General features: G+C 65.5%; 14 protein-coding genes. 8 read left to right on the forward strand and 6 right to left on the reverse strand.

All coding sequences use genetic code 11. The annotated features are described in order from the left end of the window. Positions 1-31: 31 nt before the first annotated feature. Entirely contained in the window at positions 32-952 is a 921-nt protein-coding gene (gene thiL, locus CP557_RS00400; protein ID WP_097378079.1) for a thiamine-phosphate kinase, read from the forward strand. Between the two features lie 17 nt (positions 953-969). Here thiL and CP557_RS00405 read toward each other — a convergent pair whose 3' ends face one another. From CP557_RS00405 to CP557_RS00415, 3 genes are all read right to left on the reverse strand, one after another. Then, positions 970-2127, reverse strand: a complete 1158-nt coding sequence (locus tag CP557_RS00405) for a site-2 protease family protein (RefSeq protein WP_097381468.1) — start codon at positions 2125-2127, stop codon at positions 970-972. Positions 2128-2354: 227 nt separating this feature from the next. Beyond that, positions 2355-2594, reverse strand: coding sequence for a DUF7123 family protein (locus CP557_RS00410; protein WP_097378080.1), 240 nt, complete (start codon positions 2592-2594; stop codon positions 2355-2357). Positions 2595-2850: 256 nt separating this feature from the next. Further along, a complete protein-coding gene (locus tag CP557_RS00415; RefSeq protein WP_097378081.1) occupies positions 2851-3684 on the reverse strand; it encodes a molybdopterin synthase in 834 nt (277 codons plus the stop codon). Positions 3685-3898: 214 nt separating this feature from the next. Between CP557_RS00415 and CP557_RS00420 the strand changes: the two genes are divergently transcribed. The 4 genes from CP557_RS00420 (at position 3899) to CP557_RS00435 (ending at position 9562) form a co-directional block, all read left to right on the forward strand. After that, complete coding sequence (locus CP557_RS00420; protein WP_097378082.1) at positions 3899-5002, forward strand: CapA family protein; 1104 nt, start codon at positions 3899-3901, stop codon at positions 5000-5002. A gap of 122 nt (positions 5003-5124) precedes the next feature. Next, a complete protein-coding gene (gene pyrH, locus CP557_RS00425; RefSeq protein WP_097378083.1) occupies positions 5125-5850 on the forward strand; it encodes a UMP kinase in 726 nt (241 codons plus the stop codon). Beyond that, entirely contained in the window at positions 5847-7592 is a 1746-nt protein-coding gene (gene lysS, locus CP557_RS00430; protein WP_097378084.1) for a lysine--tRNA ligase, read from the forward strand. Before pyrH ends, lysS begins: the two co-directional genes overlap by 4 nt. A 125-nt stretch (positions 7593-7717) precedes the next feature. After that, on the forward strand, positions 7718-9562 hold the full coding sequence (locus tag CP557_RS00435; RefSeq protein WP_097378085.1) for a site-2 protease family protein: 1845 nt from the start codon (positions 7718-7720) through the stop codon (positions 9560-9562). Positions 9563-9619: 57 nt separating this feature from the next. Here CP557_RS00435 and CP557_RS00440 read toward each other — a convergent pair whose 3' ends face one another. Continuing rightward, positions 9620-10147, reverse strand: a complete 528-nt coding sequence (locus CP557_RS00440) for a PadR family transcriptional regulator (protein WP_097378086.1) — start codon at positions 10145-10147, stop codon at positions 9620-9622. Positions 10148-10310: 163 nt separating this feature from the next. Between CP557_RS00440 and CP557_RS00445 the strand changes: the two genes are divergently transcribed. Further along, positions 10311-11807 carry a heme-binding protein gene (locus tag CP557_RS00445; RefSeq protein ID WP_097378087.1) on the forward strand — a complete coding sequence of 499 codons (1497 nt, stop codon included), beginning with the start codon at positions 10311-10313 and terminating at the stop codon, positions 11805-11807. A gap of 107 nt (positions 11808-11914) precedes the next feature. Next, positions 11915-13240, forward strand: coding sequence for a dicarboxylate/amino acid:cation symporter (locus CP557_RS00450; RefSeq protein WP_097378088.1), 1326 nt, complete (start codon positions 11915-11917; stop codon positions 13238-13240). Positions 13241-13409: 169 nt separating this feature from the next. Here the strand turns inward: CP557_RS00450 and CP557_RS00455 are convergent, their stop codons facing one another. Further along, on the reverse strand, positions 13410-13598 hold the full coding sequence (locus CP557_RS00455) for a hypothetical protein (RefSeq protein WP_097378089.1): 189 nt from the start codon (positions 13596-13598) through the stop codon (positions 13410-13412). Between the two features lie 122 nt (positions 13599-13720). Here CP557_RS00455 and CP557_RS00460 point away from each other — a divergent pair, with 122 nt between their 5' ends. Continuing rightward, entirely contained in the window at positions 13721-13900 is a 180-nt protein-coding gene (locus tag CP557_RS00460; protein WP_097378090.1) for a hypothetical protein, read from the forward strand. Here CP557_RS00460 and CP557_RS00465 read toward each other — a convergent pair. Then, on the reverse strand, positions 13893-14852 hold the full coding sequence (locus CP557_RS00465) for a transcription initiation factor IIB (protein ID WP_097378091.1): 960 nt from the start codon (positions 14850-14852) through the stop codon (positions 13893-13895). The genes CP557_RS00460 and CP557_RS00465 overlap by 8 nt on opposite strands. Positions 14853-14879: the final 27 nt, after the last annotated feature.

Genomic DNA, 14879 nt, shown 5'->3' on the forward strand with positions numbered 1-14879 from the left:
CGTTTTTCGCCCTCGAGTCGAAACGGGGGGTATGGACGAACGAGCCGCCCTGCGACTCCTGTCGGACGAACTCGAGGGGGCCGGCGACGACGCGGCCGTCGTCGATGGACTGGTCGTCACGACGGACATGCTCCACGACCGGACCGATTTTCCGGACGGAACGACCCGCTATACGGCCGGCTGGCGCGCCGTCGGTGCGTCGCTGTCGGACGTCGCGGCGATGGGTGCCGAGGCCACGGCGGCGGTCGCCGCCTACGCCGCTCCGACGTTCGATCGCGACGAACTGCTCGCGTTCGTTCGCGGTGCGAGCGACGTCTGCGAGCTGGTCGATACCGAGTACGTCGGCGGCGATCTCGACGGCCACGACGAGTTCACCGTGGCGACGACCGCGATCGGTCGGACCGACGACCCCGTCCCGCGAAGCGGTGCCCGTCCCGGCGACGTCGTCTGCGTTACCGGGACCCTCGGGCGGAGCGCGGCGGCACTCGAGTACTTCGACCGGGCGGCCCGCAGGACCGGTGACGGCGACGACGGGGGGACCGAGCGGCTGCTCGAGCGCGCGAACGACCTCTTTCAGTTCGGTCCCCGGATCGCCGCCGGTCGAACGCTTGCCCCCCACGCGACCGCGATGATGGACTCGAGCGACGGACTCACCCGCTCGATCCATCAGCTCGCCGAAGCCAGCGACTGCGGGGTCGCGATCGATTCCCACCGAATTCCGATCGACGACGCCGTCCGGGAGGTCGCCGACGGCGAGGACGAGGCGTTCGAACTCGCGACGACCTTCGGCGAGGACTTCGAACTCGTCGCGGCGCTTCCCGAGGACGCGCTCTCGGCCGTCCGCGAGGGGACTGACGTCTCCCTATCGGTGATCGGATCGGTCCGAACGGCGACGGATGGCGTAACGATGGACGGCGACGCGCTCGTGGACCGGGGATATACGCACGGATAGACCTCCGCTGACCGATGTCAGCCGACGATCATCACGGGAATCGGCATGAAACAGAGCAAGCCGAGGCCGAAGGTGACGATCCCGAGAACGAACCGGCCCGGATCCAGCCGTTCGTCCCGGATGGGCGTCGCCGGTCCCATCGACGCGAACAGCATCGTCAGCAGTCCCCAGAGGATCCAGACGAAGACGGTGTTCAGGCTGTACTCCTGAAAGTAATAGAGGTAGCCAGCGAGCGCGAGTAGCGCGCCCGGGACGAGCGCGGCGATCGTCTCCTGGTACTCGCCGACCATCGCCCGGAGGATGTGTCCGCCGTCGAGTTGGCCGACCGGAATCAGGTTGAGGAACGTGACGAACATCCCGACCCACGCGCCGATAACGACCGGATTCACACCCCGCGTCGGATCGTTCCGGTACAGCGGCTGATCGAAGCCGGCCGCGAGCAACTCGAGCAGCGGCGGATAGCCGAGTTCGATTCGGATCGCGTCGGGGTTCTGGAGTAACGCGGGGTCGACGGTCACGGGTGGCAGGTGGAGCCCGATCACGGTCACGCTAATCGTCGCGACCAGTCCCGCGAGCGGGCCGGCGACGCCGATATCGAACAGCGCCTTGCGGTCGGGCATCCGGCCTTTCATTTTGATGACCGCACCCATCGTCCCGATCAGCGTCGGGACCGGAATGAAGTACGGCAACGAGGCGTCGACCTGGTGGTATCGACTCATGACGTAGTGGCCCATCTCGTGGACGCCGAGGACGCCGAGAATGGCCGCCGTAAACGGCCAGGCGTGGACGATCGCGGTCGGATCGGCGAACGGATCGATCTGATACCAGAACGCCCCGGCGAACAGCGTCGAAACGACGGTCGCGATCAGTAGTACGAGATTCGTCCACGGAATCCCGTCGATGCCGACGGTCGCCGGCTCCGCGACGAGCACGTACTCGCCGTGGCGCGCCTCGAGTTCGGCCTCGTAGCCGTGCTCGTGGAACGCGGGCCAGAGTTCTCGCATCACCCGTTCGGGGTGCATCAGTGGGTCGCCGTAGTAGACCAGCTGCTCCGCTTCTTGCCGGATCTCGTAGACTGCAAACACCGACTCGATGCGATCGATCGGCGGCCCGTCCTCGGGCGAGCGCCCACCGTATCCCGCCGTGTCGAATCCGGACCGGTCGACGTCCTCCATCATCGGTGGTTCATCATCCCACGGTATAAAACGACTGTCGTCGGCAGCGCCGGCCGTTTCTCGGGCGGCGCTGCTGCGTTGGCTCCGCTATCTTGGGCTCTATATAAAATCGAACGTCAGCGTGGGAACGCAACGTCCCAGGGGGATCGTCCCGGATCGCATCGGGCCTGCACCGGCACGGACTGCGGGGGACGGTCAGAGCGGCTCGATCTCGTCGGTGGTAACCGTTATGCGGGGGCGACACGCCACGTGGTCGCGCTCGTGTACGACCATTTCTCGATCTCGAGGTCGCTGACCGAGTCCGAGAGCTTGACCATCAGCGCGCCGATCTCTTTTGGCGTCATTCCCACGTCGTCCGCGATGAACTTCCCTTTGAAGTACATCTCGCCGTCTTCGGCACGCTCGCGAAGGTAACTTTTCAGGCGGCGTTCCTTGCTTTCCGTGGAGGGTTGGGCTGTCGTGCTCATCGACGACTACCCCTTGGTGGGGATATCTGTTATAAAGACGGGATGATTAGCGGCATTTCGATTGTGTTCAGCTATCTGGGGGGTAATAGACCTTTTATCCTCGTTTACCTGACTATTAACAACGGCCGCAGATCGTTCGAGACGTTTTAAAACCATCTGTAACTCATTATCGCCCCTCTCTCTATCATGGTCGATAGAATCTCGTTTTCGACAACTGTTCTTCTTGTTTCAGCCCTCGACCGGGTGGATGTAACAGTTATGGTCGATCGTGAACCCAGAACTCGTCTTCGACCGTCACTTCCTTTTTGAACAGTGGGACCTCGTCTTTCAGCCGATTGATCCCGTCCTCGACCGTCCGGAACGCCTCCGTCCGGTGTCCCGCGAGCACGACGACGAAGACGATGTCCTCACCGTCCTCGACGACGCCCGTTCTGTGGTAGAGTTCGACGTCGAGAACCCCGTCTCGAGACTCGAGGTCGGTTTCGAGGGCCGCCATTCGCTCGTCGGCGACGCCCTCGTACTTCTCGAACTCGAGATACTGGGTGGGCGCGTCGTCCTCGCTGTCTTTCGCGCGGACCCGGCCGGTAAACGTCGCGATCGCGCCCGCCCGCTCGGCTCGGGGAGACCGTTTCACGCGGGCTACCAGCGACTCGAGGGTTTCGTGGGGTTCGGCCGACTCCAGGGCCGTCACGAGGGCGTCGAGATCGAGGCCCCCGGGTCCATCGACGGCCCCGAGACACGTCTCCGACTCGCTCTCGTCGGCAGTGGCTCCCACGCTCACCGACGGGTACTGAAGCGTTGGAACGTTCACGACCACTGCGTACTCGCAGTCGGTTGCGAGGCTGTCGAGTGCGTCGCCGACGGACAACCCCGTCCCCGATGCGGTCCAGTCGCCGTCGACGCCGAGGTCGTAGGTAACGTCCCCACCGAGCGTCATCGACTCGCGTGCGTGTGTCCCGTCCGCGATCGTCGCGTCGTATCTGACGACGCCGACGCGTCCCCGTTCGGCGAGCCGGTCGACGATCCGATCGACGACCGACTCGAGCGCGTCGTCGTCGGCTCCCTCGTCTCGAACACCGAGTACGTGCATATCCGAGGTATGGTTGGGTCGGACTTTGTAGCTGTCGCCGCTGACAGTGATCCGGCTCGACGCGCACGCGAGAGACGGCCAAGCGGGTCGAAATTCGGTCGGCTTGGGACGGACCTCTGTCAGTCGGTTCCGACACACCCACAGCGGGTCGCCGATACCCAGTGACAGCAGACTGTATGAGAGTGTTTTGTCCGTCCATCACGAAGCCTCGTCTATGCCACCTCGAATCGGTTTCACGGGCGACGTCATGCTCGGCCGACTCGTCGACGACCGCCAGCGTCGCCGATCCGTCGAGGCCGTGTGGGGATCCGTCCTCGAGCGACTGCGCGGACTCGATGGACTCGTCGTCAACCTCGAGTGCGTGCTCTCGACTCGCGGGCGGGAGTGGCAACGTACCCGTCGTCCGTTCCACTTCCGCGCCGATCCCGACTGGGCGATCCCCGCACTCGAGCGCGCCGGTGTCGATATCTGCGCGCTGGCGAACAATCACGTTCTCGACTACGAGGTCGTGGCAATGCGAGACACCCTCGATGCGCTCGATGAGGCCGGAATCGCCCACGCGGGTGCCGGAGCGACGATCGACGAGGCGCTCGAGCCGGCGGTTCGAACGATCGGCGGCTCGGACAGAGGCGGCGATGGCCCGGACACAGACGGTAACGAATCGAACGCGGGCGACGGCGGACTCGACGTGGCCGTCGTCTCGCTCACCGACAATACGCCGGAGTACGCAGCCGACGAGGCGTCTCCGGGGACGGCACGGATCGAAATCGACGAGTCGCGACGCGACTCGCGCAGTCGGACGCGGTCCGACGACGACGTCGACGATCCGGAGACGAGACAGCGTGTGCACGAGACGCTCGAGCGCGCACGCGGGACGAATCCGGATCTGCTGGTCGCATCGCTTCACTGGGGTCCGAACATGGTCACCGAGCCGCCCGAGTCGTTTCGGGAGTTCGGCCGCTGGCTGATCGATGAAGGGGTCGACATCGTACATGGCCACAGCGCTCACGTCTTCCAGGGAATCGAGGTCTACGAGGGCAGTCCGATCGTCTACGACGCGGGCGACTTCGTCGACGACTATCGAGTCGATCCCGAGTTGCGCAACGATCGAAGCTTCCTGTTCGTCCTCGCGGTGACGCCCGACGGCCGGCCGATCGAACTCCGATTGCATCCGACCGAGATCGACGACTGTGCAGTCTCCGAGGCGAGCCCGGACGCGGCCGCGTGGTCTCGCGACCGGATGCGCGAGCTATCGACTCCCTTCGGCACCGAGTTCGACCGGCATGGCGACGGCCTCGTCCTGTCCCTTGAGGAGTGAGCCGAAAGGCGGGTCTCGGGACCGACGGCGGGCTAGCCTCGCCGGTGCTCGAGCGGTGTGTCACCACGACGCCCGGACAGTTGACAACCCTTAAGATAGCAACTCCGCTACACCGCGATAGTATGAAAGTGGTCGTCTCCATCGGCGGGAGCGTCCTCGTCCCCGAGCCCGGCGCGGATCGGGTGGCCGAGCACGCAGCCGTTATCGAAGATCTCATCGCGGAGGGGTGTCGGGTCGGAGCCGTCGTCGGCGGCGGCGGCGTCGCTCGCGAGTACATCGGGGCCGCACGGGATCTCGGAGCCAACGAGATCGAACTCGACCAGCTGGGAATCGACGTGACGCGGCTCAACGCCCGACTGCTCATCGCCGCGCTGAGCGAGGAGTCCGTGACCGCACCGGCCCTCGATTACGAGGAGGCCAGCGAAGCGCTCCGCCGTGACAACATCTGTATCATGGGCGGGGTGGCACCGGCCCAGACCACCGACGCGGTCGGGGCCGCGCTCGCGGAGTACATCGACGCCGACCTGCTGGTCTACGCGACGAGCGTCCCCGGGGTCTACAGCGCCGATCCCAACGAGGACACCGACGCGACCAAGTACGATCACCTCTCGGCCGGGGAACTGGTCGACGTCATCGCCGGCCTCGAGATGAACGCGGGGGCGTCCGCACCCGTCGATCTGCTGGCGGCGAAGATCATCGAGCGCTCGGGGATGCGGACGATCGTGCTCGACGGCACGGATCCCGATCGGATCGCCCGCGCGGTCCGGTTCGGCGATCACGAGGGAACGGATGTCGTTCCCGAGGCTGCCGGCAAGGAACCGACCTACTGGGCGAGCGACGAGCAATGAGTGCCGACGGAGACGCCCCGGAGTCGGATGCGATCAGTCCCTACACCCTCCAGCGCGAGGAAGCGGGCGACGCGCGACACGCCTTCTGGGCCGATACGGTCGCGGACCGTGTCGCGGAGCGAGAGCCGGCGGAACCGATCGTCATCAAGGGCGGCATCTCGCCCTCGGGCGTTCCCCATCTGGGCAACGTCAACGAAATCATGCGCGGCTACTACGTCGCCGAAGTGCTGCGCGACCGGGGGTACGAGGTCCGGCAGGTCTTCACCGCCGACGACCGAGACCCGCTCCGAAAGCTCCCGCGAACCCTCTGTGACCTCGAGGGGAACCTCGTCGATCTCGGCGAGGTCGACGCCGGCGCGCTCGGTCGGAACCTCGGTGCACCCTACACCGACATCCCGGACCCGTTTGGCTGCTGTGACTCCTACGGCGACCACTTCTCGACCATCATTCAGGACAGCGCCGACGCCGTCGACGTGCCGATCGATCTCGTTTCGAACACGGACCTGTACGAGTCCGGCGAGTTCGAGTCGGTGACGCGATTCGTCCTCGAGCACCGGGAGCGGGCACGCGAGGTCCTCTCGAAGTATCAGGACACGGTCGACGCCGAGGGCGACTACGTCCCCTTCAACCCGATCTGCGAGGCGTGTGGCAAGATCACCGAGACCGTGACGAGCGTCGATCTCGAGGGGAGCGAGGCGCGAAGTGCCTCGGACGATCGAGCGGGGAGCGAAGCGACCCGCGAGACGGAGCCGACCGTCGACTACCGCTGTACCGACATGGACGCCGGCGACCGGACCATCGACGGCTGCGGTCACGAGGGCACCGCGACGCTGCGCGAGGGCAAACTCCCCTGGCGCTTCGAGTGGCCCGCCCAGTGGCAACTGCTGGGCGTCGACTTCGAACCCTTCGGCAAGGACCACGCCGAAGGCTCCTGGCCCAGCGGGCAGGACGTCGCCCGCAACGTCCTCGAGATCGAGCCGCCGGTGCCGATGGTCTACGAGTGGTTCACCCTCGAGGGCGAGCCCTTCTCGTCCTCGGAAGGCAACGTCATCCTCGTCTCGGACGTCCTCGAACTGCTCGAGCCCGAGGTGCTTCGTTACTTCTTCGCCAAGGACCCGGCGAAGGCCCGTGACTTCAGCATCGAACGACTGGACCAGCTGGTCGACGAGTTCGACCGGCTCGAGGCGGTCTACTTCGGCGAGGTCGAGGCCAGCGAGGACGAGCGGGCCTTCGCCGAGCGCGTCTACCCGTTCGTGGTCGACGAACCGCGCGACGAGCGGATTCGGCTTCCCTACACCTTCGCCGCGGTGCTCGGGATGACCGACGATCCCGATCTGCGCGAGGAGATCGCCCGTCGCGAGGGGCACATTCCCGACGACGCGCCCGAGTGGGCCGTCGAGGGCGCCCTCGAGCGGGTCGAGCAGGCCCGCAACTGGGCGCGCCGGACGGGCAACGAGTTCGACTACGAACTCAAACGGACCGAGATCCCCGACCACGAGTTCGACGCGGACACCGAGGCCGCGCTCGCGGAGCTGGCCGACTTCATCGAGGCGGGCCACGACCCCGAGGAGATCCAGGGCGAGATCTACGAAACTGCGAGACGCCACGACGTCGATGTCGGCGACTTCTTCGCGGCCGGCTATCGGTTGTTCTTCGACGAGGACCAGGGGCCGAAGCTCGGCCCCTTCCTCGCGAAGGTCGACCGGGAGTTCGTCGTCGGGCGACTTCGCCGGGAGCGGTGAGCAGGCGTCGGCCGCCCGTCGGTCTCCTGGCGGCGTCCGAGTCGGACGGGGCGGGATCGAGGCGGATCGAACGGTCGGCCGAATAGACAAAAGCCATTTGAGAACGCCACCCCGAGATACTATCGATGGATTACGGCTCTCCCGCTGTCGTCTCGGTGCCCGAACTATTCGGCTCGGAACTCGTCACGTGGGTTCTGGTCGGCCTCCTTCTCTATTGGGCCGCAGTCGTCGGGCTCCGAAACGCCGGCAAACTCCCCGAGTACGTCGGTACCCAGGGTCCGGTCCTCACGCTCCACACCAAACGCGGCCGGGTCCTGCTCGATCGGCTCGCGCGGCCAAAGCGGTTCTGGCGGGCGTGGTCGAACCTCGGCGTCGGCATCGCGCTGGTCGTGATGGTGAGCATGTTCGTGTTCCTGATTCGTGCGGCCATGGTCTCGCTGTCCTCGCCCCAGCTCGTGTCCTCTCCCGTTCGCCAGCCGCGCAACGTTCTCGTCATCCCCGGCGTCAACGACTTCCTCCCCCTCTCGGCGACGCCCGGAATCGTCTTCGGCCTGCTCGTCGGGCTCGTCGTCCACGAAGGCGGCCACGGACTGCTCTGTCGCGTCGAAGACATCGATATCGATTCGATGGGGATCGCCATGCTCGCCGTCCTTCCCGTCGGCGCGTTCGTCGAACCCGATCACGAGAGCAGCAAGGCCGCCTCCCGTGGCGGCCAGACGCGGATGTTCGCCGCCGGCGTGACGAACAACTTCGCGATCACGATCCTCGCGTTCGCGTTGCTCTTCGGACCGGTCGCCGGCTCGATCGCAGTCGCACCCGGTGCCGCCGTCGGCGGTGTCGCACCCGACTCTCCCGCTGCCGACGCCGGCATCGAACCGAACGATCGTATTACCGCGGTCGACGGGACCGCAGTCGAGGACAACGACGAACTCGCCAACCGGCTCGAGGCGGTCGAAGGCGAGCAGGTAACCGTCGAACTCAACGGCGAGCGGACGGTTCCCGTCGATCGATCGGTGCTCGTGACCGCGGCGATGACAGACGGGCCGACGGGCCTGTCCGTCGGCGACGAGATCCGGGCCGTCGACGGGCGGACGATCGCGACGGAACGTGGCTTCTTCGATGCCGTCGGCGACAGCGAGCGCGCAACGTTGACGATCGCACCCGCAGACGGCGGGGACGACATCGAGCGCGAGGTGCCGATCGGCGCTGCGGTCTCGATCGCCGAGGACGGGCCCCTCGAGGGCGAAACCGGGCCGACCGACGAGACCTTCGTCATCACTCGCTTCGACGGCGAACGGATCCACAGCTACGAGGCGCTCGGATCGCTCCTCGAGAACAGCGAGCCCGACCAGCAGGTCACCGTGGCGGGCTATTTCGGCGACGAGCGCCGGAGCTACGAGGTGACGCTCGATGCACATCCCCAGGCCGATACCGGGTACCTCGGCATCCGGCCGCATCCGGGGACCGCCGGCATCTCGGTCGACGACATCGGCGTCCAACTCTATCCCGCGGAGGAATACCTGGCAGTGCTCGGCGGGGACGGCGAGTCCCGGTTCGGCGGCGTCGCCGACACCTTCCTCGGCAAGATCGGCGTGGTGTTGCTGCTGCCGGTCATCGGCGTCACCGGCGGCGGCATGCCGTTTAATTTCGCGGGCTTCACCGGCGGGATTCAGAACTTCTATACGACCCAGGGCGCGCTCGGCGCGTTCGGGGACGGTACCGTCTTCCTGCTGGCGAACCTGCTGTTCTGGACCGGCTGGATCAACATCCAGCTTGGCTTTTTCAACTGCGTTCCGGCGTTCCCGCTCGACGGCGGACACATCCTCCGGACGAGCACCGAGGCGATCGTCTCCCGACTCCCGATCGACGCGACCCGCGGGATGGTTCGTGTGGTGACGACGGGGATCGGCCTGACGATGCTGCTCAGTTTCGTCCTGATGTTGTTCGGGCCACAACTGCTCGCGACCTGATCGCCTCCGGAACCGATCTCCCCGCGACTCGAGGACTCGAGGCCGTCCCGACGGACGCTACTCGTCGTCCGGATCGACCCCGTGGTGCTCGTAGAACGCGTCGGGCGTTGCCTCGAGTCGCTCGAACTCGGTGTCGAAGTAGTGTTCGTAGTGGCGAACGACCTGTTCGACGACCCATCGGCTGAACGTCTCGTCGAACCGCCACTCGCCCTCGATATCGGGGATTTCGAACCGATCGTCCGTGGAAAACGCCGCGTAGACGTGGAAGAAGCCCAGAATGACGTCGGCGAAGTCGCGGGCCTTCTCCGACCCGCTCGCACGGCGGTCCGCGAGTTCCGCGTGGCCGTCGTCGGTCAGTTCGAAGTATTTCCGATCGGGTTCGTCATCACGCTCGATGCGCTCGGCCCACCCCTTCTCCTCGAACTTGTAGAGGATCGGGTAGACCGAGCCGTACGAGGGCTCCCAGTGGCCGCCGCTGATCTCGCGAATTTCCTTCAAGATCTCGTAGCCGTACCGCGGCTTTTCCTCGAGGAGTTCGAGGACGAGATAGGCAATGAGTCCTTTCGGCGGTCCACTTTTCCGCATGTGTCCGGTGGATTAAACGGACGGCGGTAAAGCGTTTCGGTCACTCCCAACGGACGAACTGCGGGGCGAGGACGACGAACGCGACCGTCGCCGAACGAGGCGTCGCCGGGGGAAGCGAACCGAAACCCGGCCCTTCTTAGCATCTCCGTCCTAACCCGCGCTCATGGACCGACGGCAACCGCCACAGACGGAGGAGGGTTGGTACGTCTTGCACGACTTCCGGTCGATCGACTGGGACGCCTGGCGAGGGGCTCCCGAACGACGCCGCTCGCAGGCGATCGACGAGGGCATCGACTATCTGCAGTCCAGTGTGGCCGTTCGGGACGCGGATGCGGGCGAGTCCGCCGTCTTCTCCGTACTGGGTCACAAGGCCGACCTCCTCGTGCTCCACCTCCGACCGACGCTTTCCGATATCGACACGCTCGAGCGGCGGTTCGAACACACCGCCCTCGCGGAGTTCACCGAGCGGGCCGACTCCTATCTCTCGGTGACGGAGGTCTCGGGCTACATGTCCCAGGACTACTTCGACGAGGACAGCGAGGTCGAGGACACCGGTCTCGAGCGCTACATCGAGTCGCGGCTCAAACCCGAGATCCCCGACAGCGACTTCCTGAGTTTCTATCCGATGAGCAAGCGCCGCGGGCCAGACCACAACTGGTACGAACTCCCATTCGACGAGCGGGCCGACTACCTCGCGAACCACGGCGAGATCGGCAAGGACTACGCCGGCCGCGTCACCCAGATCATCTCCGGCAGCGTCGGCCTCGACGACTTCGAGTGGGGGATCACCCTGTTCGGCGACGACCCCACCGACGTGAAGGAACTGCTCTACGAGATGCGCTTTGACCCCTCGAGTTCCCGCTTCGCCGAGTTCGGTCGGTTCCTCTCGGCACGGCGATTCCCGCCCGAACACCTCGAGGCCTTCCTCGCCGGCGAGACGGTTCCACAGGAGGGTGACGACGCTCATCCACACGCCAGTGGCGACGCCGAGGGCCACCACGGCGGTCACCACGACGCGGCCTCGAGTGACCACGGAGACGACGGCGACCACGCACACGGGAGCGACGACGACGATCTCCGCAGCGAACTCGAGGACATCGGCGTCTACGCGGGCCAGCCCCACGGCGAGGACGTCCACGCCGTCGTCCTCTACTCCGCTGCCGACGCCGAGGCGCTGTTCGAGGAGGTCGAGGGTCTTCGTGAAAACTTCGATCACTACGACACGCACGTGAAGACGGCCGTCTACGAGCCTCGAGGCGAGAGCAGCGAAACGGCGGTCGTCAGCCTCTGGGACACCGAACGCGCGGCGAGTACGGCAGCCGGCTTCCTCGCCGATCTCCCGGATATCGTCCGGCAGGCCGGCGACAACGAGAGCGATTCGTGGGGCACGATGGGGATGTTCTACACCGTCGAACCCGACCACAGGGGCGACTTCGTCGACACCTTCGGCGATGTCGCGGGCGTTCTCACCGACATGGAGGGCCACCGCAAGACCGACCTGCTGGTCAACCGCGAGGACGACAACGACATGTTCATCGCCAGCCGCTGGGACGCCCGCGAGGACGCCATGCAGTTCTTCCGGAGCGACGCCTTCTCGGAGACCGTCGAGTTCGGCCGCGACATCCTCACGGACCGACCGCGACACGTCTTCCTGGCCTGACGACGGGGGCACGCCTCGGCGATCACGCCGGACGGGTTCGTTGTAGGCATGGGCGACTCTCACCGGTAGCGACACGGGTTGATGGGTCCAGTTCGTAGGCTGCGTCGATGACCACGACGCAGCAATCGGTGCCGCGACGGATCTGGACGCAGTATCGTTCCGTCCCAATCATCTACCGTATCGCGGTCGCGTTCGTTCTCGGGACGGCGGTCGGCGCGATCGCTGGCGAACGCGCCGGCGTTCTCAGCCCGTTTGGCGACCTCTTCTTGCGGTTGCTCGAGATGTTGATCATCCCGCTGATCGTCTTCACGCTGCTCGGTGGGATGCGAAAGCTAACACCGTCGAAACTCGGGAAAGTCGGGGGGTTGACCGTCGCGCTTTACGCCGCGACGACGACGATCGCGGCCGTGATCGGCCTCGCGGTCGCGAACCTGTTCGATCCCGGGACGGCAGTCGAGTTCACCGGTGGCGAGGCCCAGCAGGCCGAGCCGCCGTCGGTCTCCGAAGTCGTTCTCGGTATCGTCCCCGAGAATCCGCTGGCCGCGATGGTCAACGGTGAGATTCTGGCGACGATTTTCGTCGTCATCGTCTTCGGGCTGGCGTTGGCGATCGTCCGCGAGTCGACGACCGAAGAGTCGATCGAGGACGCGATCGACGGCTTCTTCTCGTTTATCGACGCCGGCACGCAGGCGCTGTTCAAGATCGTCTGGGGCGTCATGGAGTACGGCGTCGTCGGCGTCTTCGCGCTGATGGCTGCCGCGATCGGTACCGAGGGACTGGGCGCGATCGTACAACTGGGCGCACTCGTCGGCGTCATCGCGATCGGAATCGCGGTCCACATGACCGTTACCTATCTGGGCCTGATGACCGTGGGGATCCTCGGCCAGTCGCCGCTGGCGTTCCTCAACGGCGCGAAAGACGCGATGCTGACGGCCTTCACCATCCGCTCCTCGAGCGGGACGCTGCCGGTGACGATCACTGACGCCGAAACGAACCTGCGGATCGACGAATCCGTCTACGGCTTTGGCCTCCCTCTCGGGGCGACGATCAACATGGACGGTGCAGCGATCAGGCAGGCCGTCACGGTGGTATTTGCCGCTAACATGGTCGGGATTTCGCTGGGACTCGGCGATCAGTTGATCGTCCTCGCGACCGTGATCCTGATCAGTATCGGCACGGCCGGCGTCCCCGGTGCCGGGCTGATCATGCTCACCGTCATCCTGAACGCCGTCGGATTACCCCTCGAGATCGTCGGGTTCGTCGCCGGTGTCGACCCGATCCTCGGACGGATCGCGACGACGAACAACGTGACCGGCGACCTCGCGGTCGCGTCCGTCGTCGGCAAGTGGACCGACGGGATCGACCTCTCCGCGGGCGTCTGGGGTGATGGCTCACAACCCGGTGGCGAGGAACCCGTTGCGGCCGGTGACTGAGACGGTCTCCTGTCCGTCAGCGCCGGTGGGACCGGGATCGCCCTGCGGTCCCACCGGGACATCGGGACAGCAAACCGTATGCGACGGTCCCCCGTCCCGAGTGACCGGCGACCCCACGGACCCGTCTGTGGGGGGTCGCCGGCACTGACCGACAGCCACCCGTCCGAGCTCAGATCCGGCCCGAGTCCGCCGTCTCGTCGTAGAAGAAGTAGCCGGCGATCCCGGCCAGCCCGAACGCCAGGGTGACGAACGGCCAGTTGCCGGCGTCCCGATCGGTCGCGAACGCGTGGCCCGTCACGACGATCGCGAACCCGACGTGAGCGACCAGCGTTGCGACGAGAAACGACTGTACGTCCATAGTATGGGATTTGCGGCCGGGAAAAAAGCCGTTACGAACGGATACGACTCGCCCTCCCCTGAAGTCGCCGCCGTCGGTGGGACGGCACACACCTATATTTCGCTGGATGGTGTCCGTGGGGTATGTTCCGTGTGATCCTGCCCGAGGGGCTGATCGACTGCGATCGGTACGAATACGTCGACAACGGCGTCGAACTCTACGACGAGGCCGACGAGTTCATCGCGTTCGTCCCCTACGCGACGCTGCAGGCGATCGTCGATGCGGACCGAGAGGGCGACGATACGGAGCGATCGATCATGTAGCCGGCTGCTGATCGATCGCCTCGAGTTGTTCGCGATATCGGTTCCGAACCGTCACGACCGTCGTCTGGGCGGTGTCGGCGACGGCCCGTTGGGGGATGGTCTCGTCACAGAGGAGGCCGGCCGCGTAGATGGCTGCGGCTGCGAACCCGGTCGGCGATTTGCCCGAATGGAGCCCCTGTTCGGTCGTCCGATCGATGATCTCGATCGCTTTGCTCTCGACGTCGGGACCGACGTCGAGCTCCGAGCAAAACCGTGGGACGAACTGTCGCGGGTTCGTCGGCTCCAGGTTAATATCTAGTTCGTCCGCAATGTATCGATACGTCCGGCCGATCTCGCGTTGATCGACCCGTGAAACCGACGTTACTTCCTCGAGACTTCGCGGAATGTCTTCTTTCCGACAGGCCGTATAGAGGGCGCTGGTCGCGACGCCTTCGATCGATCGGCCCCGGATGAGATCCTGCTCGAGAGCCTGCCGGTAGATGACGCTTGCAGTCTCTTTGACCGGTTTCGGAACGCCGAGGGCGCTGACCATCCGATCGATCTCCGAGAGGGCGTACTTGAGGTTCCGTTCACCCGCGTTTTTCGTCCGAATCCGTTCCTGCCAGACGCGGAGGCGATGGAGTTGGCCGTGTTTGTCGGCGGACATCGAGTGGCCGTTCGCGTCCTTGTTCCGCCAGTCGATGGTCGTCGTCAATCCGCGATCGTGCATCGACTGTGTCAACGGCGCACCGACACGCGAGAGCTCGTCGTGTTCCTGTGCGTTGAACGCCCGCCACTCCGGCCCGTAATCGATCGGGTCTTCGGTAAGGACGAGGCCACACTGTTTACAGACTTGTTCACCGCGGTCCGGATCGTGGACGATCGTGTCGGTCTCGCAGTCGGGACACAAACCAGTCTCGACCTCCGCGGACTGTGATTCGCTGCTGCGTCGATCGATGATAGACCGCGTCATTAGTACCGGAGGAAACCGTGCCGGCAC

The organism is Natrinema ejinorense (assembly GCF_002494345.1).
GTDB classification, from domain to species: Archaea; Halobacteriota; Halobacteria; order Halobacteriales; family Natrialbaceae; genus Natrinema; species Natrinema longum.